Here is a 17,352-nt window from a genome sequence, read left to right as displayed (position 1 = left end):
CGCGTCACGGTCTCCTCAGAGCAGCCGGCCAGACACGCCAACGTGTCCCGCCCAGGGAAGGAATTCGAGCCGTCAGCGTCCGCGTACGTGGCGATCCAGATGCCGACGCTGACCACCTTGGCCACCTCCGGAGTCCGCTTCCCAACGCGCAGCACCTCAGCCCGCATCGCGTTGATCCACGCGGTGCGAGGTGCCTGCTGGTGATCGGTGGTACTCATCGCGCCTCTCAGGTCCGGGCAAGCCGGTGGGGTGTGGTGGAGGTCAGGCCGTCTCGCTCGGGCGCCGCGGATCTGGCGGAGGCGTCGGCTGGGGGAAGCGCTCCCGTGCCGACAAGGAAGCCGCGAGGGCAGCCACGAACTCCGGGTCGGCGGCGGCGTGGAGCTGGGCAGCGGCGGCTTCTGCGTCACCGTGGAGGTGCAGCCGGGCGTAGGCCGGCCCGCGTACGCCCTGCTTGTTGAAGCGGGGCTTCTCGTTCCGCAGCGCCGCCTTCTCCGCCTCGGCAGCGGCCTCCGGGGTCGCATAGACCGAGATCGCGACGTACTCCGCGAGCGGCCACCACGGCGACGTCTTCCGGTGTTGAGCCAGCCGCACCGCGAAGCACGAGCTGATGCCGATGTAGAGCGGCTCCCTGTCCGCGTCGTAGTACCGGTACAGGTACGGCCACAGGTGCATGAACCAGCGGGGGCGCCGCTCGCTGGGCAGCAGGAGGTCACCGTTCGGCGCGTCGCGGTCTACCCGGCGAAGGGCCAGATGCAGCGGCATCGTCGCCTTCGTCTCCACCGTGGCGGCCAGCCACTCGCTATCCCTGGGCCGCATCCGGGCGTGCGGAGGCAGCTCGTTCTCATGGTCCTTGATCACCCTCGAATTGTACAACCCGACGGGTTTGCCAATACGACGGACATGCATACTCGTCTGGGCGTCATGTACGCTTCCCTTATGAGTCAGTCGCAAGAAGTCCAGATGGGCGTCTCCGATGCCCGAGCGAACCTGACCGAGGTCATCGCCAAGGTCCGCCTCCTGGGGCAGCAGGTAGTCCTCACGCGGCGCGACAAGCCGCAGGCTGTCCTCGTCTCGCCCGAGTTCTACGAGCGCGCCCTTGCCGCCCTCGGCGACACGGCGCACCCCGGCCAGCAACAGACCGGCTGAGTCCAACTTCATGGCCGGCCCCCCGCCTTGCGGCGGTAGGCGGCCAAGTCGAGCACGCCCGGCGGCAGGACCGCCGGGCGTTTCTGCGTGGGCGTGCGAGTCCGGGCCGGGCAGGTGGCCACGTGAGGGATGTGCAGCTTCTCCCAGGCCATGCGGGGCAGTTCCTCGGAAGGGCGGCGGGACCGGTACGTGCCGAGCCCGTCGCGGTAGACCGCGCTGTTCCCGGTCTCGTCCGGCTCGGGGTCCACGGCGAGCCGTTTCCCGGCGTCGGTGATGGTCCACAGCACTTCGCGGTGGCAGTCCATACAGATGGAGCGTCTGGCCATCCGCGTTCTCCTTCCAGGGGCGGGTGTGCCTGCGCCGCCCCACCAGGGCGGTGGGGCGGCGGGCAGGGTGTGGTCTTCCTTCTCGGTCAGTCGCACAGGTCGAAGTCGACGCCGCGGTGATGGCCGGGCTTCTTGCCGGTCGGCGTCGGGGTGGAGGCCGGCCGGGGCGCGCGGGCCGGAGTCGAGGCCCGCGGCGGGTCCTTGCGGACCGAGGGCGCCGGGGCCTTCGTCTTCATGGCGGCCGGGGCGGCGGCGAGCGAGAACCAGTCGCACCCGCCGTCGTCGTCATCTCCGCTGACCGCCTGGCATCCGCCCACCAGGAGCAGCAGCACGGCAAAGACGATCAGGGCGCCGGTCACCGCCCCGGTGAGGCGCTGGCGTTCGTTCACTGGTTGGTCGCCTTCGGGCGGCGCCGGCGAGAGCGAAACTCGACCTTGGCCTTCGGGCGGCGCCGGCGAGAGCGAAGCTCGACCTTGGCCTCCAGCAGCAACGTCCGCGTCAGGCCGTACGACAGGTCGTATTCGGCCGCGAGGTCCCGGATCGACGCGTCCGCTTCGTACTTCTTGGCCAGCTCCGAACGGACCCGCTCGCGGTCTTCGCCGCTCAGCCTCGGCCGCCGGATCAGCTCACGCCGGGCTCCGTGCCGCTCCTGGGGAGGGGTCGTCTGGTCAGTGCTCATCGTGCTCAGTTCCCTTCGGGGGATGGTGTTGGGCGGTGCGAGCGTCCGGCTCGGCCGCCGCCGCGAGGGCGGTCATGTGAAGGCGCCTGGTGACCGCGTGGTGATCGCGCCGGCCAGGTCGTCGTCTCCGGCACCAGCGGCCTCGAGAGCTTCGGCGCCCAGTGCGTCAGCACTTCCGGGCTCGGCACGCCGGCCCCGGTCACAGGTGTTCCTGGGTGCTGTACGCCTGGACGATCCCGGCAATGTCGGCCAGGGCTTCCTCGGCGCACACCTTGTCGGCTGGGACGCCCTTGTCGTCCCGCAGGTGCGTCGGGTATCCGCAGTACCGGCAGGGTCGTTCCTGCACAGACCAGTGCGTGGACGAACCCCAGTCGAGGAGTCCGTTCACCGGCAGCGGCGACGGTTGGAGCTTTGGAACCGCCTGCTTGGGAGCGGCCTTACGCCGCCGAGGTGGCATCGGCCTTCTCCTGCTCCCGCTCCCGGCGCCGCTGCTTCTCCGCCGACCGGCGGGCCTGCCGTAGCAGTTCGGCCCGCTCGTCCTCGTCCAGGCCGCCCCACACCCCGTAGTCCTCGCGTTCCGTCAGGGCGTGCGTCAGGCACTCGGGCCGGACCGGGCAGCCGACACAGAACGATTTGGCGTAGCTGGCGTTCACAGAGGCCGGGACGCCGCCCTTGCCGACGGGGAAGAAGGCGGACGTGTCGATGCCGGCGCACGCCGCGTCATCGCGCCAGTCGTACGGGCGGGGCATGGTCAGGTGATCGTGAGGGCGGGGGATTCGCGGCATGGTCGGCTCCTTGCTTCGTCGTCGTGTCCCGGTAGGGGGCGCGGACATGTCCGGACGCGTGTCCGCGCTGGTCAGGGCTGGAGGGGGGTGCAGCAGGTTTCGTGTCCGGCGGGGCGTCGTCGTCCTGTCCGGACGTGTCCGGACGTGTCCGGCGGTGCTGTCCGCGGCGCGGAAGGCGGCGCACCCCCCAGGCGAGGGAGGCCGTGCCGAGGAAGGCCGGCCCCCATACGTGGGCCGTCGACAGGACGGCGTCGACCGTGCGGCCGTAGGCGGAGAGCAGCTCGACCCAGATCACCGCGTCAGCCCCATGTCGTCCCGCCAGCGGTCGATCGTGCGGGCGGGCCGCCCGAGCCGCTTGCCGATCACGGCGGAAGACTTTCCGGCCTCCACCATGACCTTCACGGCCCGCCGCTCCTCCTCGTCGGTGAGCGGCGGGCACTTCCCCCGGCACAGCGCGGCGCGCTCGACCGCGACCAGGTCGATGCCCTTGTCCCATGTCGAGCCGTGGAGGATCACGCCGTGCCTCCTTCACGGATCACCCGGTCGGCGAGATGTCCGCCGGCCACGCAGCACGGGTAGTCGCACGTCGGCCGCACGTTGCCCTCGGGATCCCGGCCGTGGTGCCAGCGGAACGCGCATCGGTATGCCGTCTCGACCTGGCCCCGCCACGCCAGCACGGGCGTACCGCGGTGGCCGGTCGCACCGCTCCAGTGGAGGTGACCGCCATCGACGGCGACGGTCCGCTCCGCGAACGCGTGCTGCCATGTCGCCGAAGCCGGGCGGCCCCTGCCGGGCGCCGAAACGCCCGGCAGGGGCTCGCTGGCGGAGTCGAGCCCCGCAGTGATCTCGCCCGATGTCACCGCGACCCCCTCGGCTTCCGGGGCGTCTTCACGACCACGTCCGTCCGATCAAGCGACGACGCGTGGCGGGCGACCACGACCACGGTGCGCGGGTGCTCGGCGTCCAGCTCGACCACCCCGTATGTGGCGGTGATCTGAGCGTCGTCCTCCCAGGCGATCTTGTTACCGGCGTCGCAGACGTGCTTGAGCAAGTTGTCCGCGTCGATCCGCTGACGGTTCGCCCGGAAGAAGACGCAGCCGACGGCCAGGTTGCCGGTCCACGGCGTCCGGAAAGCCGCGCGGAGCTTCCACCCCGTGCGCTTCTCCGCCCAGGTGTCCGCGTCGGTCTTGTACGCCCGTCCCTCCTTCGTGAACCGGGGCCGGGCCTTACTCGCCGGATCGCCGTCGAGGACGATCACCTTGTAGTCGCGGACGCCCGGAGCGAGCGCGGCAGCCAGAAGCCGCGCCCGGTCCTGGTCCAACTCCCGGCCACCGGCGGGCAGGAGACTCGACGCCACGGGGGCAGGGGCTTCTGCAGGCGCTCCAACGTCGGCCCGCTGCTCTGGGATGCTCATTCGGCGTCACCGCCGCCCGTGGGCATCCAGCCGACCGGCATCGGCGCGGAGTTACGGAAGCCGGTCAGCACCAGCCGGTCGGCGTCGTCGGCGTCGCAGTCCGGCTGCGCGGGCCGGACGTACTCCGGACCGAACGGCTCATCCATGGGTTTCTCCTGACGTCGGTGTTGGGGTGACGGTCTTGCAGGAGCGACACCGGCGAGCGCCGGCGTCGAGCGTGTGCGGCGTGTCGCGGTCTTCGGCCGGGCACCAGGCGAACAGCGGGCCGCGCCGGAACGACGCACCGTCCTGGCCTCGCCGGTGGGGCGAGCGCAGTGCCCGCACCACGGGGACCAGGACGCCGACAGTGGCGAGAACCGCCAGGACGCCGGAAAGCAGGTGTCTCACCACTGGACACACCCCAACCGGCGGGACGAGCGGCCTGGCCACGAGGGCCGGTACTGGTCGCTCACCGCCCGACTCCGACCCTCGGAGCGGGGACGAGGGGCCAGTCCAGCCGCACCGACGCGGCCAATTCCCGCTTGCCGTCAGTCCGGGCGAAGTACTCCCGGAGCCCTTCCGCCTGCTCCCTGGCCCAGCGGACTTGCTGCTCGTGGAGGTCGTCCAACTCCAGGCGCGTGAGCCACTGGTACCGGCCGGCGAGCTTCCACGTGACCGCACAGGCCGCGACCGCGTCGGCCTCCGCCGTGTGCGCCTGGTCGAGCTGGACCACGTAGTGACGGCACAGGTGGGTCAAGGTCCGGCCGCCCCTGCGGTACCGGTCGACCTTCTTGTCCAGGACGAGCGGGTCGATCACCCGCGGGGCCGCGCGGTCGAACAGCGGCGTCACGCCGTGGCGCCGTGCCTCGCGGTCCAACATCGTCAGGTCGAACTGGGCGTTCATGGCCACGATGGGCAGGCCAGCGTCCACCGCCTCGGTCAGGGCGTCGATGATCTCCGCGATGACCTCAGGGGCCGGGCGGCCGGCAGAGCGGGCCGCCTCGGTGGTGAATCCGTGCACTGCTGTGGCCTCGGCCGGGATCTCGACACCGGGGTCGGCGATCCAGGACCGGCAGGTGGTCGGCTGGCCACCGCCGTAGCGGACGACCGAGCCGGTCACGATGCGGGAGGTCTCCGGGTCGAGCCCGGACGTCTCAAGGTCGAAGCCGCAGAAGGGCTTCTGGTGCCAGCTCATGGGGTTCCTTCCGGGGTGCGCAGACCGGGGCCCCCGCGGGGACCCGCCACGGCCGGGTGGCCGTGGCGGGTCCCCGTGGGGAGGGGTTTAGGGGCCGGACTCACCGGCGCGACCCCTTGCGGTTCTTGCGGGTCGACCGCTTCGGCTGGACCCGCTTGCGCGGCAGCGTCCGGGTACGGGTCTCCTGCGGGTCCTGCGAGTCCTCGGCCCGCTCGTGGGCCTCATCGGCCTCGGCCTGGAGGTTCTCCTCCTCGACCGGGGCGTGGATGATCTGGACCTCGCCGGCGTCCCCGGCGTCGTCGGCCTTGAGCAGGGCAACCAGCTCAGCGGACATCGGGACGACCTTGTGCAGGCGGCGCAGCGCCGACTTGGCCCACATCTTGTTGAAGTCGGTGTGCCAAAACGAGTCGTTCGCCCCGGACTCCTTCGCGCGCTGGTACGCCGAGCTGTACTCGTCGCGGATCTCCTCGGCGTCCTCGCGGCTCAGCACGATCACCTGCGACCGGACACCCGACGTCATCCAGCAGAAGGCGTAGGCCAGGATCGCCGGGCCCCGGTCCTTCTTCGACTTGGTCACGGCGGGCTTGTGGGTGAAGTCGAGCGGCGATGGGGCGGTGGGCTCGTAGTTCCACTCGTCGCCCTCGTGGATCATCCCGACGTGGACGGAGCCGACGCGGCCCGAGCGGTACATCAGCTCGACGTAGCCCTGGGCCATCGGCACGAACACCGCCGTCTTGCCCTCACGCTTGATCACCGCGTGGCGGCCGTCCGGCACCAGACCGAACCTCGCGCAGGTCAGGAGCGCCTGACGGAGAGACGCCGGGGTGCAGTAGACCAGCCCCGGCAGAGCGGCCCGCACGGCGGACAGGAACGCCTTGACGTCGATGTGCGACGGCAGGGCCTTCGTGAAGTCGCCGCCGTACTGCTCCAGCCACGACAGGGCCATGTCGGCGGCCTCGTCGCCCTCGGCCTGGGCCGACGTGTGGAGCTGAGCCGGGATCGACCCCTTGGTGTCCTCGGTGAGCCTCTGCACGGTCGCATCAGCGGCCGGCTGCTCGGTGGTCGCCGCGATCACGCGGGCCTTGAGGGTGGACAGCGACATGGGTCAGATTCCCTTCGCGGGGACGAGGAGCGTGCGAGAGCGGTACCTGGCGAAGACCTCGGGCTTCTCGGTCTTCAGTCGCTCGCGATCGACGGCGGGGACCAAGTGCGTGTACTCAGCGGCCAACTCGGGCTCAGCTTCGGCGAACTGCCGCTGCGCGAAGTTCCCGGCCCTCCACGTCCACGCGGGCATACCGCCCGCCTTCGCGATCTCGTTCTCGCCGGTGAGCAGCTTCATCTCGTTCTCTACGAGACGGAGTTCTTCCTTGATGGCCTTCTCGCGGGCCTTCACGTCGGCGTGCCGGGCGCGCAGCTCCTTGGCCTTCGCCACGTCGATCTCGGCGATGGTTTCCGCCTTGACGGACCACAGCTTCGCCAGCAGGTTGGTGGTCGCTTCCAGGCCGTCAGCCGGGGGCTCGATCCCCTCCACCACGTGGCGCTGGAACCACTTCCCGCAGTAGTCGATCAGGTACTCGATCATTTCCTCGTCGCGCTCCAGGCGGACCCAGCGGAACTTGTTGCCGCCGACGAGCGCGGCCACGAAGCCGTGGTCCCAGCCGCCGACGGCCATGCCCCAGTGGCACTGGATCGCGGGGGCGTCCGGGACGGCCCCGTTCTCCCACTGGTCCGCCTGGTACTCGCTGCGACTCTTCAGCTCCAGCACCCCGGAGGCCGGGCCCGGACGCTCGAAGGTGAGCCGGTCGACGTTCACCCGCATCCACGGGTGATCGACGTGGACGAGCGTGCCGGGCGCCTCGGCCGTCCTGATCCCCGACCGCTTCGTGAACAGGTGGGCCAGGAACGGCTCGATCTCCGTGCCGATCTCGGCGGCCTCGTTGCCCTTGAAGGTGCTCCGGCCGTGCTTCTCCTCGAAGACGTGGCGCGGGCCGGTGTACTTCCCGCCCAAGCCGAGGATCCCGGCGACGTCCGCGCCGCCGATCCCGAGCCGGCGAGTGGCCTTCCACACGTCGCGCGGAGCGTCGGCGGGGAGCAGCAGGCGCGCGGTGGGCGCGTCGGCCAGGTGCGCGATCTCGTCCGGCACGTCGAACAGGGTGGGCTCGATGGTCGTCACTTCGCGTCCTTGCGGGTGTTGGAGAGGCGGCGCAGGCCGGCCAGGGCCTCGATCTCGGCGGCGGTCTTGACCGGGTCCGCGGCGGTCCATCCCGCGGTGGCCGGGTCCTCCCCCTGCTCGATGGCGGTGAGCGTGCGGGCCATCCCGGCTTGGAACCGCCAGGGGCTGTTGCTGGTCTGGATGCGGGCCTGGGCGACGACTCCGATTGGCCGGGTGTCCTTCTGGAGCCGCCGGGCCTTCTTCGGGGCGGGCGGCTTCTCTACGACCGGCGCCTGGCTTTCCGGGACGGGCTGCTCGGTGAAGGTCCCTGCGACGAGCGCGGCACCGGCCTCGGCGAGCCAGACGGCGGCCTGCCGGGCGGACCAACGCTCTCCGGCCCGCCGTCCAAGCTCCTCTTCGAGGAGGCGGGCCGCTTCGTCGTGGCCGTGCCTGCCGAGGTACTGGGCGGCCTGCCGGGCGGTGAGGCCGCGCAGTTCGACCGCCGCTGCGTTCAGCATCACCACCGCGCCGGTGAGAGGGCCTGCGTCGACCGGCCCGGCCTTGAGCGCGCGGGCGGCTTCCTTCTGCTCCTCCGCCTCCAGCACCTCCTGGCGGCGGCGGTGCTCCTGGAGAATCGCGGCGTACATGTCGACGTGGCCGCACGGGTTGGTCCAGCGGCTGACGTCGTACCACTCGCCGTCTTCGCCGAACCGGAACGGGGTGGCCTCGCCGCGGGGGCCGCCACACGTCGGGCATTCGGCCGCGACGGTAGCGGTCACGACCCGGATACCGACGTACTCGCGACCCGAACCCCGGTCGCACACGCGGTAGGTCATCGACTCTGGACGCGGCTTGAGGTCCCGCACGAACGCCACGAAGCGCGTCCAGACGGCCCAGCGGTCCCCGGCCATGGCGCTGTATGCCTCGAAGGTCCCACCCGGGGCATATGCGGGCATCTTCTCTGCCTTGCGGATGCTGTTGACCATGGTGGCCGCGTTCGCGGAAGCCGGGTACGTGCCGGCGAGCACCCACTGGCCGGGCAGGGCCTTGGCGGCCTCCGCAACCGCCTGGTGGTTGAAGGATTTGCGGGCCATCAGCTGGCACCGCCGTTCCCACGGCCCGTGACGTTGTCCAGCGGCGTGCGCGGCGTCGGCAGGTCGGTCAAGGCACGGCGCGCCTTGGCGTGCGCCGGGTGCCGCAGCCGAGCGCACAGACGGCAGCTCCGGGGGTCATGCGGCGAAGTACAGTTCCTACTCACGGTCCCTCGATTCACTGGGGTTGAGGTGACTGGGGTTGGCGGGGCTGGTCGGACCCGGCACGGTCCGGTCGGCCCCGTCCGCCGCTCTTACGCGGCGCGAAAGCCCTTTGGCGGGGATTCAGAACTCGCCATATTCGGCGTCGAGTTGGGGCTCTCACCCCCCTCGTTGGCCCCACTGGTCTCGCCGCTGGCAGGTACGCGCTTCGCCTCCAGGACGACCACGGGGCAGTTGAGCGCGGTCGCGAACTTGAGCAAGTTCTGAGGGGTGGCGTTACGCCGACCCGCCTCGATGTCGCCCATCAGTTGCTCGCTGATTCCGCACTTCGCAGCCAGGGCCCGTTTGGTGAGGCCCGCTTTCTCGCGGGCGTACGTCACGGCCTCCGGCGCATGGTTGAGAGGGGCACCCTTACGGCGCCGCTTGCGCGGGTGGTTCATGATTCGAAACTAGCGCGTAGTAGCGCGTAGTGCAAGGTAATGCGTAGTACTGCACTCAGGGGCGTGAAACTACGCGCTCGCGCGCCCCCAACACGCCACCTACCACGGGTCCGCTAGCGCAGTAGCGCGTAGTCATGCGAAGCTGCTGCGCATGAATGACCAGCCGCGACCCGAAGCCCCACCAGAGGCCGCGCTCATCGCAGCCGGCCTCAAGGGAACCCGTCTCTCCGCAAGGAAGGCAGCCGCCGAGGCCGGCCTTAGTGACGCTCGTTGGCGACAGATCGTCAGCGGGTACCAGTCAGTGGCCGGATCCCGGGTTCCCGTACGAGCCCCGGACGAGACACTCGCCCGCATGGCGCGCGTCGTCGGCGTCACCCCTGCCCAGCTCCGGGACGTGGGGCGCCCCGAAGCTGCCAGGGAGCTGGAGGCGTTGACCCCGCCGCCGCGCCCCAAGGCGACGGGCCAGTACGCGCCCCCCGTAGACGCGGTGACCGCCATCATGGCGGCCCTCACCGTGGAGGAGCAGGAGGAGGTGATCCGCCGCCTCAGACACGGCATGCCCGGCAACCCCTCACGCGATCGAGGAGCCGAACAGCACCGTAAAGCCGGTTGACCCATGTCACAGTAGGGTCACGGAATCGCTTTAGGTCTGAAAAGTCGCCCTTGGCGAACAATCATCCACAGCACGTAACAATCCCGTGAACAGGGGGCTGCTGTGGCAGATCTTGTGCTGGCCGGAGTCCTTGGAGCCGTTTCCTTGGCGGTACTCCTCCTCTACAACATGTCTAAGAAGAACCGGGAGATCATCACCCAGCTCCGTGCGGAACTCGCGGCGCAGAAGATCGCCCAGCTCACCCAGGGCGGACCGACCTCCCTTCCGGACGAAGAAGAAAATCCGGAACCGGTCCGCCGCAAGCGGCACCTCTCGCTCTACATGGGGGGTGGCCTCGCCGGGTTTCTCGCCGCCTTCGGCACCCGAGGGCGGCACGCGGTCCGCAAGCACCGCACCGCTACTGCCACTGTCACCATGACAGCCGCGGCTTCCGTCGCCGTCGCCGCCGGCCTGGTGCTCACCTCCAGCGACAGCGCCCAACCGTCAACGTCCGTCCCGCACGCCGCGGCGCCAGACCTCGGGCGCGGGGGCACCGAGAGCGACCCGACGAATCCAGCGGACCGGACGCCCGTTCGCGACTCTGCCGCTGAGGGGTCTCCCACTGACCGCACGTCGGCCAGCGATCCGACCGGCAACCTCCCCCGCCCTGCGGCCGGCATAGCCGTCACGGCCGAGCCCAAGCCGGGGGCCAGCGGCAGTGCACCCGTTCCCGGCGGCGAGCAGGAACCCACCCCCGACCGGAGCACCCCGGCCGGGCCTGGTGTTCCGAAGCCGACCACTCCGACCCCCACCAAGCCCACCCCGACAACGCGGGCCCCGACCACGCGGGCCCCGACCACGCAGGCGCCGACACCCAAGCCGCCGACGCCCACCCCCCAACCCACCCAGAAGCCGGGTGACGACGGGGCCGCCTGCATCACCCTGCCCCCGCTGCTGAGCCTCTGCCTGTAGCCCTGCGCTCACCAGTGCGAGTCAGATCCCCCGAAAGGGGCGGGACCAAGCGGGAGATGGCCCCGACACTTCGGGCGAGCATTGGGCGAGCTAACGATCATGAAGACACAGAAAAGGCCCCCGCCTCAGCGGGGGCCTGCCTGTTGCTCCTGGTCAAACGGGTGAACCTGGAGCGTGTCGCTGTGGGGCGGGTGGGACTCGAACCCACGGCCGACGGATTATGAGTCCGCTGCTCTAACCGGCTGAGCTACCGCCCCTTCACGGCGTGGCGCGTACATGTGTGCGCGCCGTCTGCCGCAGCATAGCCGCTCATACGATCTCCTGCCTCGGATGCCTCGCGTGATCGGCTTCGCCCGTTCAGAGAGACCGCGCTGACGCCTGCCCGGTTCCCGGGCGGGGGGCAAAAAAGAAGAGGACCCGCGATGGGCCCTCTTCTCGTTGCTCCCCCGGCTGGACTCGAACCAGCAACCCTCCGGTTAACAGCCGAATGCTCTGCCAATTGAGCTACAGGGGATCGCGCTCCCCCGACTGGACTCGAACCAGTAACCTGCCGGTTAACAGCCGGCTGCTCTGCCAATTGAGCTACAGGGGATTGCTGCGGTGCACCGAACGGCCCACCTCCGGCCTTGCCGGAGGGCGATCGCCCGTTGCGAGACATAGATTAGCGCAAGCAGGGGGGTGCTCCGCCAATCGGTATCGGCAGCCGGCCGGGCACCACACGACGAAGGGTGGCAGGCATGCGGTACAAGGTCACGTTCGTGGTCGGACTGGCCCTCGGGTACGTCCTGGGAACCCGGGCCGGGCGCGAGCGCTACGAGTCCCTGAAGAAGTCCGCGCGGGAGATCGCGCAGAACCCGGCGGTGCGCAACGCCGCCGAGACGGCCGGGCAGAACGGGCGCGCGTTCGCCGGGAAGGCGTTCGCCACGGTGAGCGAGAAGGTGGGCGACGCCGTGCCCGCCTCGCTGGCCGGACGGGTGCGGGGACTGCGCGACCGCGTCGGCGGTGGCGGCGAGGACGAGTGGGGGACGACCAACACCTGAGGCGTCCGAGGCGGTGGAGACCGGCCCGGCGTGCGGCAGAATTCTCCCCATGGGGATAGTCGCCGGGCTGGACAGCTCTTCCGCCTTCACTCGCATCGTCGTCTGCGACACCGACACCGGTGCCGTGCTGCGCCAGGGGTACGCCCCCCATCCGCAGCCCACCGGCGAGGCCGACGGCTCGAGCCCCTACGAGACCGACCCGCAGGCCTGGCTGCTCTCGCTGGGTGAGGCGGCCGGCGGCGGGCTCCTCGAAGGGGTCCAGGCGATCGGGGTCTCCGCGCAGCAGCACGGCCTGCTGCCGCTCGACGCGCAGGGCGGGCTCGTGCGGCCCGCCCTGGTCGGCAACGACAAGCGCGGGCAGGTCGCCGCCGCGGACCTCGTCGAGGCGCTCGGCGGCCGGGGGGCCTGGGCCGAGGCGGTGGGCTCGGTCCCGCACGCCGCCCAGCCGCTGGCGAAGCTGGCCTGGCTGGCCCGCACCGAACCCGAGGCCGCCCGCCGGGTGGCCGTGGTGTTGTCCGCGCACGACTGGCTCGTCTGGCAGCTGCTGGGCCGGCCGGCCCGGCGGACGACCGACCGCGGCGGAGCCTCCGGCACCGGCTACTGGTCGGCCGCCACCGGTTCCTGGCGGCCCGACCTGGTCGAGCTGGCGCTCGGCCACCGGGCGCTGCTGCCCGAGGTGCTCGGTCCGGCCGACGCCGCCGGCACCACCCCCGAGGGGCTGCTGATCTCGGCGGGCACCGGCGAGACGATGGCCGCCGCACTCGGCCTCGGGCTCGGCCCCGGCGACGCGGTGGTCTCGCTGGGTGCCTCCGGTTCGGTGATGGCGGTGCACCACGAGGCGCTGTCGGAGCCGGGCGGCCTGATCACCTCCCTGGCCGACGCCACCGGCATGCACCTGCCGGTGGTGAACACCTCCAACGCCGTACGGGCCCTGCGCGGCACCGCCGAACTGCTGGGCACCGACCTCGAGGGGCTGTCCGAGCTGGCGCTGAAGTCGACGCCCGGTGCGCACGGGCTCGTGCTCCTGCCGTACCTGGAGGGCGAGCGGACACCGAACCTGCCGCACGCCGCCGGGACCCTGTCCGGGCTGCGCCGGGACTCGATGAAGCCGGAGCACCTGGCCCGGGCCGCCTTCGAGGGCATGCTGTGCGGGCTGGTGGACGCGCTCGACGTGCTGCGCTCACGCGGGGTCGAGATCCGCCGGGTGTTCCTGCTGGGCGCGGCGGCCGAGCTGCCCGCCGTGCAGGCCGCCGCCCCGGGGCTGTTCGGGACGCAGATCGTCGTCCCCGCGCCGGCCGACTACGCGGCGCTGGGCTCGGCGCGCCAGGCGGCGTGGGCCCTCGGCGTGGCGCAGGGCACTCTGGCACCGCACACCCCGCCGGTGTGGCCGGCCCCGGCGGCGCAGGTGTTCGAGCCGGACGAGGAGTTCCCGGCCTGGCAGGCCGTGCGCCAGCAGTACATCGCGACGCGCGAGGAAATCCACCCCGGCGCGTTCTAGCCGGCGAAGGGAGCGGGCCGGGACGCGCCGTTACCACGGCGCCACGGGCCTGGGCCGGGAGTCGCGGAGAGGTCTCCTCCTTTTGACCGGCCTTTGCGAAAAGCGCTGGGGATCGGGGCTCGGGGTGGCCGAAGATGGGGTGAACCCCTCGATCTTGCCGACCGGAGCCTGCGCGTGCTCATACGACTTCTGCGGACCCATCTGGGTCCGTACCGCAAACCCATCGCCCTGCTGGTGCTGCTGCAGTTGCTCCAGACCAGTGCGAGCCTCTACCTCCCCACGCTCAACGCGGACATCATTGACAACGGTGTCGTCAACGGCGACACCGGTTACATCCTGCGCTTCGGCGCGCTGATGCTCGGCGTCTCGCTCGTCCAGCTGGTGTGCAACGTGGGCGCCATCTACTACGGCGCCCGCACGGCGGCGGCCTTCGGCCGGGACGTGCGCGCCGCCGTCTTCGACCGCGTGCAGAGCTTCTCCGCGCGCGAGCTCGGCCAGTTCGGCGCCCCGTCGCTGATCACCCGGACCACGAACGACGTCCAGCAGGTCCAGATGCTGGTGCTGATGACCTTCACCCTGATGGTCTCGGCGCCCATCATGTGCGTCGGCGGCATCGCCATGGCGCTGTCGCTGGACGTGAAGCTGTCGGGCGTGCTGCTCGCCGTGGTTCCGGTGCTCGGCCTGGCGGTCGGGGCGATCGTCTACCGGACCCGCCCGCTGTTCCGCCTGATGCAGGAGCGCCTGGACACGGTGAACCGGGTGCTGCGCGAGCAGATCACCGGCAACCGCGTCATCCGCGCGTTCGTCCGCGACGACTACGAGAAGGACCGCTTCCGGGAGGCCAACGCCGAGCTCACCGGGGTCTCGCTGGCCACCGGCAAGCTGCTGGCCTACATGTTCCCGACCGTCATCGTCGTCGTCAACGTCTCCAGCGTCGCCGTCATCTGGTTCGGTGCGATGCGCGTCGACAGCGGAGGCATGGAGATCGGCCAGCTGACGGCGTTCCTCGCCTACCTGATGCAGATCGTGATGTCCGTGATGATGGCCACCTTCATGTTCATGATGGTGCCGCGCGCCGAGGTCTGCGCCGAGCGCATCCAAGAAGTCCTGGACACCGACTCCAGCGTGGTCCCGCCCGCCGACCCGGTGCGCGAGCTCACCCGCAGCGGGCGCCTGGAGCTGCGCGGAGCCGACTTCCGCTACCCGGGGGCCGAGGCCCCGGTGCTGCGGGGCATCGACCTGCTGGCCCGCCCCGGCGAGACCACGGCTGTGATCGGCTCCACCGGAAGCGGCAAGTCCACGCTGCTGGGCCTCGTTCCGCGGCTGTTCGACGCGACCGGCGGCGAGGTGCTCGTCGACGGGGAGGACGTGCGCCGGCTCGATCCGGACCTGCTCGCCAGGACGGTCGGGCTGGTCCCGCAGAAGCCGTACCTGTTCTCCGGGACCGTCGCCTCCAACCTGCGCTACGGACGGCCCGACGCGACCGACGAGGAACTGTGGCAGGCGCTGGAGGTGGCCCAGGCCAAGGAGTTCGTCTCCGCGCTGGAAGGCGGCCTGGAAGCGCCCGTCACGCAGGGCGGAACCAATGTCTCCGGCGGGCAGCGCCAGCGCCTGGCCATCGCCCGCACGCTGGTGCAGCGCCCGGAGATCTACCTCTTCGACGACTCCTTCTCGGCCCTGGACTACGCGACGGACGCGGCGCTGCGCGCGGCGCTGGCCCGGGAGACCGAGGACGCGACCGTGGTGATCGTCGCCCAGCGGGTCTCCACGATCCGCGACGCCGACCGGATCATCGTCCTGGACGAGGGCCAGGTCGTGGGTGAGGGGCGCCATCACGAGCTGATGGCCGGCAATGAGACCTACCGGGAGATCGTGCTCTCCCAGCTGACGGAGGCGGAGGCCGCATGAGCGGGCCCGGAGGACGGATGATGGCGGGACCGGTCCAACGGTCCATGGACTTCAAGGGGTCCGGCAAGCGGCTGCTCGGCCAGCTCGCGCAGGACCGGCTCCGGCTGTGGGGCATGGTCGGGGCCGTGGTCGGCAGCGTCGGCTGCGCGGTGGTCGGCCCGAAGATCCTGGGCGACGCCACCGACCTGGTCTTCGCGGGGATCGTCGGGCGGCAGATGCCGGCCGGGATCACCAAGCAGCAGGCGCTTCAGGGCCTGCGCGCCAAGGGCCAGGGCGGCATGGCGGACATGCTCTCGGGTACCGACTTCACGCCGGGTCGGGGCATCGACTTCGGCGCGGTCGGGGTCGTGGCGCTCTGGGCGCTGGTGGTGTTCACCCTCGCGGGGCTGCTGATGCTGGTCGCCACGCGGATGTCGAACCACGTCATGAACGGCACGCTCTACCGGATGCGCGAGGAGCTCCAGGGAAAGCTGTCGCGGCTGCCGCTGTCGTACTTCGACCAGCAGAAGCGCGGCGAGGTGCTCAGCCGGGCCACCAACGACATCGACAACATCGGGCAGACGCTCCAGCAGACGATGGGGCAGCTGCTGAACTCACTGCTCACCATCCTGGGCGTGCTCGCGATGATGTTCTGGATCTCGCCGCTGCTGGCGCTGGTCGCGCTGGTGACCGTGCCGATCTCGGTCGTCGCCGCGGCGAAGATCGGAAGGAAGTCGCAGCCGCAGTTCGTGGCGCAGTGGAAGAACACCGGCGTGCTCAACGCGCACATCGAGGAGATGTACTCGGGCCACGCACTGGTCAAGGTGTTCGGGCGGCAGCGGGAGTCCGCGGCCGTCTTCGCCGAGCAGAACGAGGCGCTGTACCGGGCGTCCTTCAAGGCGCAGCTGGTCAGCGGCATCATGCAGCCGGTGATGTTCTTCATATCGAACATCAACTACGTGCTGATCGCGGTCGTCGGCGGGCTCCGGGTCGCCTCGGGCACCTTGTCGATCGGTGATGTGCAGGCCTTCATCCAGTACTCGCGGCAGTTCTCGATGCCGCTGACGCAGGTCGCCACGATGGCGAACCTCATCCAGTCCGGCGTCGCGTCGGCAGAGCGGGTGTACGAGCTGCTGGACGCGCGGGAGCAGGAGCCGGACGCCGAGGTTCCGGAGCGGCCGGAGAAGGTCCGCGGCCAGGTCACCCTCGACAAGGTCGCCTTCCGCTACGAGCCGGACAAGCCGCTCATCGAGAACCTCTCGCTGTCGGTCGAGCCCGGGCACACGGTCGCGATCGTCGGCCCGACGGGCGCGGGCAAGACCACACTGGTCAACCTGCTCATGCGGTTCTACGAGGTCACCGGCGGCGAGATCGCCCTGGACGGGGTGGACATCGCGAAGATGACGCGTGAGGAACTGCGCGGCTCCATCGGGATGGTGCTCCAGGACACCTGGCTGTTCGGCGGCACCATCGCGGAGAACATCGCCTACGGCGCTTCGCGCGAGGTCACGCGCGCCGAGATCGAGGAGGCGGCGCGGGCGGCGCACGCGGACCGGTTCATCCGCACCCTGCCGGACGGCTACGACACCGTGCTGGACGACGAGGGCGCGGGTGTCAGCGCGGGTGAGAAGCAGCTGATCACCATCGCGCGGGCGTTCCTCTCCGATCCGGTGATCCTGGTGCTCGACGAGGCCACGAGCTCGGTGGACACCCGTACCGAGGTGCTGATCCAGAAGGCGATGGCCCGGCTGGCGCACGGGCGGACGTCCTTCGTGATCGCGCACCGGCTGTCCACGATCCGCGACGCGGACGTGATCCTGGTGATGGAGAACGGCTCGATCGTGGAACAGGGCTCGCACGAGGAGCTGCTGGCGTCGGGCGGCGCGTACGCGCGGCTGTACGCGGCGCAGTTCGCGCAGGCGGTGGCCGAGGTGGACTAGCCGGCGAGGGCCGGACGGCGGGGTGGGGGCGTCCTTCGGGGCGCCCCCTTTCCG

At 70.8% G+C, this 17,352-nt stretch carries 22 protein-coding genes and 3 tRNA genes; 7 read left to right on the top strand and 18 right to left on the bottom strand.

What is annotated here, in order from left to right:
* Window positions 1–261: 261 nt before the first annotated feature.
* Window positions 262–858 (bottom strand): hypothetical protein, encoded by a 597-nt coding sequence (locus AC07FY_RS00925; RefSeq protein ID WP_478998805.1) that lies wholly within the window; start codon window positions 856–858, stop codon window positions 262–264.
* Window positions 859–936: 78 nt separating this feature from the next.
* Between AC07FY_RS00925 and AC07FY_RS00920 the strand changes: the two genes are divergently transcribed.
* A complete protein-coding gene (locus tag AC07FY_RS00920; RefSeq protein ID WP_478998803.1) occupies window positions 937–1,146 on the top strand; it encodes a type II toxin-antitoxin system Phd/YefM family antitoxin in 210 nt (69 codons plus the stop codon).
* A gap of 8 nt (window positions 1,147–1,154) precedes the next feature.
* On the opposite strand, the gene AC07FY_RS00915 is transcribed toward AC07FY_RS00920, so the two are convergent.
* The 14 genes from AC07FY_RS00915 to AC07FY_RS00850 all read right to left on the bottom strand — a co-directional run bounded on the left by AC07FY_RS00915 (window position 1,155) and on the right by AC07FY_RS00850 (window position 9,369).
* Window positions 1,155–1,472: a hypothetical protein gene (locus AC07FY_RS00915; protein WP_478998801.1), complete on the bottom strand. Its 318-nt coding sequence runs from the start codon at window positions 1,470–1,472 to the stop codon at window positions 1,155–1,157.
* 86 nt (window positions 1,473–1,558) lie between these two features.
* Window positions 1,559–1,861 carry a hypothetical protein gene (locus tag AC07FY_RS00910; protein WP_478998799.1) on the bottom strand — a complete coding sequence of 101 codons (303 nt, stop codon included), beginning with the start codon at window positions 1,859–1,861 and terminating at the stop codon, window positions 1,559–1,561.
* Window positions 1,858–2,151 carry a helix-turn-helix domain-containing protein gene (locus AC07FY_RS00905; RefSeq protein ID WP_478998797.1) on the bottom strand — a complete coding sequence of 98 codons (294 nt, stop codon included), beginning with the start codon at window positions 2,149–2,151 and terminating at the stop codon, window positions 1,858–1,860. Before AC07FY_RS00905 ends, AC07FY_RS00910 begins: the two co-directional genes overlap by 4 nt.
* Window positions 2,152–2,350: 199 nt before the next feature.
* Entirely contained in the window at window positions 2,351–2,497 is a 147-nt protein-coding gene (locus tag AC07FY_RS00900; RefSeq protein WP_478998795.1) for a hypothetical protein, read from the bottom strand.
* Between the two features lie 91 nt (window positions 2,498–2,588).
* Window positions 2,589–2,936, bottom strand: a complete 348-nt coding sequence (locus AC07FY_RS00895; protein WP_478998794.1) for a WhiB family transcriptional regulator — start codon at window positions 2,934–2,936, stop codon at window positions 2,589–2,591.
* Window positions 2,937–3,227: 291 nt separating this feature from the next.
* Complete coding sequence (locus tag AC07FY_RS00890) at window positions 3,228–3,452, bottom strand: helix-turn-helix domain-containing protein (protein ID WP_478998792.1); 225 nt, start codon at window positions 3,450–3,452, stop codon at window positions 3,228–3,230.
* On the bottom strand, window positions 3,449–3,796 hold the full coding sequence (locus AC07FY_RS00885) for a hypothetical protein (RefSeq protein WP_478998790.1): 348 nt from the start codon (window positions 3,794–3,796) through the stop codon (window positions 3,449–3,451). Before AC07FY_RS00885 ends, AC07FY_RS00890 begins: the two co-directional genes overlap by 4 nt.
* Window positions 3,793–4,293: a RusA family crossover junction endodeoxyribonuclease gene (locus AC07FY_RS00880; protein WP_478998789.1), complete on the bottom strand. Its 501-nt coding sequence runs from the start codon at window positions 4,291–4,293 to the stop codon at window positions 3,793–3,795. The genes AC07FY_RS00885 and AC07FY_RS00880 overlap by 4 nt, the downstream gene beginning before the upstream one ends.
* Before the next feature lie 53 nt (window positions 4,294–4,346).
* On the bottom strand, window positions 4,347–4,496 hold the full coding sequence (locus AC07FY_RS00875) for a hypothetical protein (RefSeq protein ID WP_478998787.1): 150 nt from the start codon (window positions 4,494–4,496) through the stop codon (window positions 4,347–4,349).
* A gap of 302 nt (window positions 4,497–4,798) precedes the next feature.
* The gene (locus tag AC07FY_RS00870) at window positions 4,799–5,524 is read right to left on the bottom strand and encodes an exonuclease domain-containing protein (protein WP_478998786.1); all 726 of its coding nucleotides are present in this window, start codon (window positions 5,522–5,524) and stop codon (window positions 4,799–4,801) included.
* Between the two features lie 100 nt (window positions 5,525–5,624).
* Complete coding sequence (locus tag AC07FY_RS00865) at window positions 5,625–6,626, bottom strand: recombinase RecT (RefSeq protein ID WP_478998784.1); 1,002 nt, start codon at window positions 6,624–6,626, stop codon at window positions 5,625–5,627.
* Between the two features lie 3 nt (window positions 6,627–6,629).
* On the bottom strand, window positions 6,630–7,697 hold the full coding sequence (locus AC07FY_RS00860; protein WP_478998782.1) for a YqaJ viral recombinase family nuclease: 1,068 nt from the start codon (window positions 7,695–7,697) through the stop codon (window positions 6,630–6,632).
* On the bottom strand, window positions 7,694–8,770 hold the full coding sequence (locus AC07FY_RS00855; RefSeq protein ID WP_478998780.1) for a hypothetical protein: 1,077 nt from the start codon (window positions 8,768–8,770) through the stop codon (window positions 7,694–7,696). Before AC07FY_RS00855 ends, AC07FY_RS00860 begins: the two co-directional genes overlap by 4 nt.
* Window positions 8,771–9,021: 251 nt before the next feature.
* The gene (locus tag AC07FY_RS00850; protein WP_478998779.1) at window positions 9,022–9,369 is read right to left on the bottom strand and encodes a helix-turn-helix domain-containing protein; all 348 of its coding nucleotides are present in this window, start codon (window positions 9,367–9,369) and stop codon (window positions 9,022–9,024) included.
* 352 nt (window positions 9,370–9,721) lie between these two features.
* Between AC07FY_RS00850 and AC07FY_RS00845 the strand changes: the two genes are divergently transcribed.
* Together AC07FY_RS00845 and AC07FY_RS00840 are read left to right on the top strand one after the other, a co-directional pair.
* A complete protein-coding gene (locus AC07FY_RS00845) occupies window positions 9,722–9,982 on the top strand; it encodes a hypothetical protein (protein WP_478998778.1) in 261 nt (86 codons plus the stop codon).
* A 168-nt stretch (window positions 9,983–10,150) separates the two neighbouring features.
* On the top strand, window positions 10,151–10,933 hold the full coding sequence (locus tag AC07FY_RS00840; RefSeq protein WP_478998777.1) for a hypothetical protein: 783 nt from the start codon (window positions 10,151–10,153) through the stop codon (window positions 10,931–10,933).
* Between the two features lie 183 nt (window positions 10,934–11,116).
* Here the strand turns inward: AC07FY_RS00840 and AC07FY_RS00835 are convergent.
* The 3 genes from AC07FY_RS00835 to AC07FY_RS00825 form a co-directional block, all read right to left on the bottom strand.
* Window positions 11,117–11,190, bottom strand: a tRNA-Ile gene (locus AC07FY_RS00835).
* 184 nt (window positions 11,191–11,374) lie between these two features.
* Window positions 11,375–11,447 (bottom strand) — tRNA-Asn (locus AC07FY_RS00830).
* 5 nt (window positions 11,448–11,452) lie between these two features.
* Window positions 11,453–11,525: transfer RNA gene (locus AC07FY_RS00825), tRNA-Asn, on the bottom strand.
* Window positions 11,526–11,670: 145 nt separating this feature from the next.
* Between AC07FY_RS00825 and AC07FY_RS00820 the strand changes: the two genes are divergently transcribed.
* The 4 genes from AC07FY_RS00820 to AC07FY_RS00805 all read left to right on the top strand — a co-directional run bounded on the left by AC07FY_RS00820 (window position 11,671) and on the right by AC07FY_RS00805 (window position 17,298).
* Window positions 11,671–11,973, top strand: coding sequence for a YtxH domain-containing protein (locus AC07FY_RS00820; RefSeq protein ID WP_478998775.1), 303 nt, complete (start codon window positions 11,671–11,673; stop codon window positions 11,971–11,973).
* Window positions 11,974–12,022: 49 nt separating this feature from the next.
* Complete coding sequence (locus tag AC07FY_RS00815) at window positions 12,023–13,471, top strand: FGGY family carbohydrate kinase (protein WP_478998773.1); 1,449 nt, start codon at window positions 12,023–12,025, stop codon at window positions 13,469–13,471.
* Between the two features lie 174 nt (window positions 13,472–13,645).
* Window positions 13,646–15,379, top strand: coding sequence for an ABC transporter ATP-binding protein (locus tag AC07FY_RS00810; RefSeq protein ID WP_478998772.1), 1,734 nt, complete (start codon window positions 13,646–13,648; stop codon window positions 15,377–15,379).
* The gene (locus AC07FY_RS00805) at window positions 15,376–17,298 is read left to right on the top strand and encodes an ABC transporter ATP-binding protein (protein WP_478998771.1); all 1,923 of its coding nucleotides are present in this window, start codon (window positions 15,376–15,378) and stop codon (window positions 17,296–17,298) included. The genes AC07FY_RS00810 and AC07FY_RS00805 overlap by 4 nt, the downstream gene beginning before the upstream one ends.
* Window positions 17,299–17,352: the final 54 nt, after the last annotated feature.

The organism is Streptomyces sp. NPDC045967 (assembly GCF_056430495.1).
This window is presented reverse-complemented; position numbering and strand designations above follow the sequence as displayed.

What these genes read in the sequence shown, in the direction of transcription:
- AC07FY_RS00815 (WP_478998773.1), top strand. Translation starts at nt 12,023, where the DNA reads ATGGGGATAGTCGCCGGGCTGGACAGCTCTTCCGCCTTCACTCGCATC.
- AC07FY_RS00895 (WP_478998794.1), bottom strand. Translation starts at nt 2,936, where the DNA reads ATGCCGCGAATCCCCCGCCCTCACGATCACCTGACCATGCCCCGCCCG.
- AC07FY_RS00865 (WP_478998784.1), bottom strand. Translation starts at nt 6,626, where the DNA reads ATGTCGCTGTCCACCCTCAAGGCCCGCGTGATCGCGGCGACCACCGAG.
- AC07FY_RS00920 (WP_478998803.1), top strand. Translation starts at nt 937, where the DNA reads ATGAGTCAGTCGCAAGAAGTCCAGATGGGCGTCTCCGATGCCCGAGCG.
- AC07FY_RS00840 (WP_478998777.1), top strand. Translation starts at nt 10,151, where the DNA reads ATGTCTAAGAAGAACCGGGAGATCATCACCCAGCTCCGTGCGGAACTC.
- AC07FY_RS00875 (WP_478998787.1), bottom strand. Translation starts at nt 4,496, where the DNA reads ATGGATGAGCCGTTCGGTCCGGAGTACGTCCGGCCCGCGCAGCCGGAC.
- AC07FY_RS00805 (WP_478998771.1), top strand. Translation starts at nt 15,376, where the DNA reads ATGAGCGGGCCCGGAGGACGGATGATGGCGGGACCGGTCCAACGGTCC.
- AC07FY_RS00915 (WP_478998801.1), bottom strand. Translation starts at nt 1,472, where the DNA reads ATGGCCAGACGCTCCATCTGTATGGACTGCCACCGCGAAGTGCTGTGG.
- AC07FY_RS00850 (WP_478998779.1), bottom strand. Translation starts at nt 9,369, where the DNA reads ATGAACCACCCGCGCAAGCGGCGCCGTAAGGGTGCCCCTCTCAACCAT.
- AC07FY_RS00820 (WP_478998775.1), top strand. Translation starts at nt 11,671, where the DNA reads ATGCGGTACAAGGTCACGTTCGTGGTCGGACTGGCCCTCGGGTACGTC.
- AC07FY_RS00870 (WP_478998786.1), bottom strand. Translation starts at nt 5,524, where the DNA reads ATGAGCTGGCACCAGAAGCCCTTCTGCGGCTTCGACCTTGAGACGTCC.
- AC07FY_RS00855 (WP_478998780.1), bottom strand. Translation starts at nt 8,770, where the DNA reads ATGGCCCGCAAATCCTTCAACCACCAGGCGGTTGCGGAGGCCGCCAAG.
- AC07FY_RS00905 (WP_478998797.1), bottom strand. Translation starts at nt 2,151, where the DNA reads ATGAGCACTGACCAGACGACCCCTCCCCAGGAGCGGCACGGAGCCCGG.
- AC07FY_RS00845 (WP_478998778.1), top strand. Translation starts at nt 9,722, where the DNA reads ATGGCGCGCGTCGTCGGCGTCACCCCTGCCCAGCTCCGGGACGTGGGG.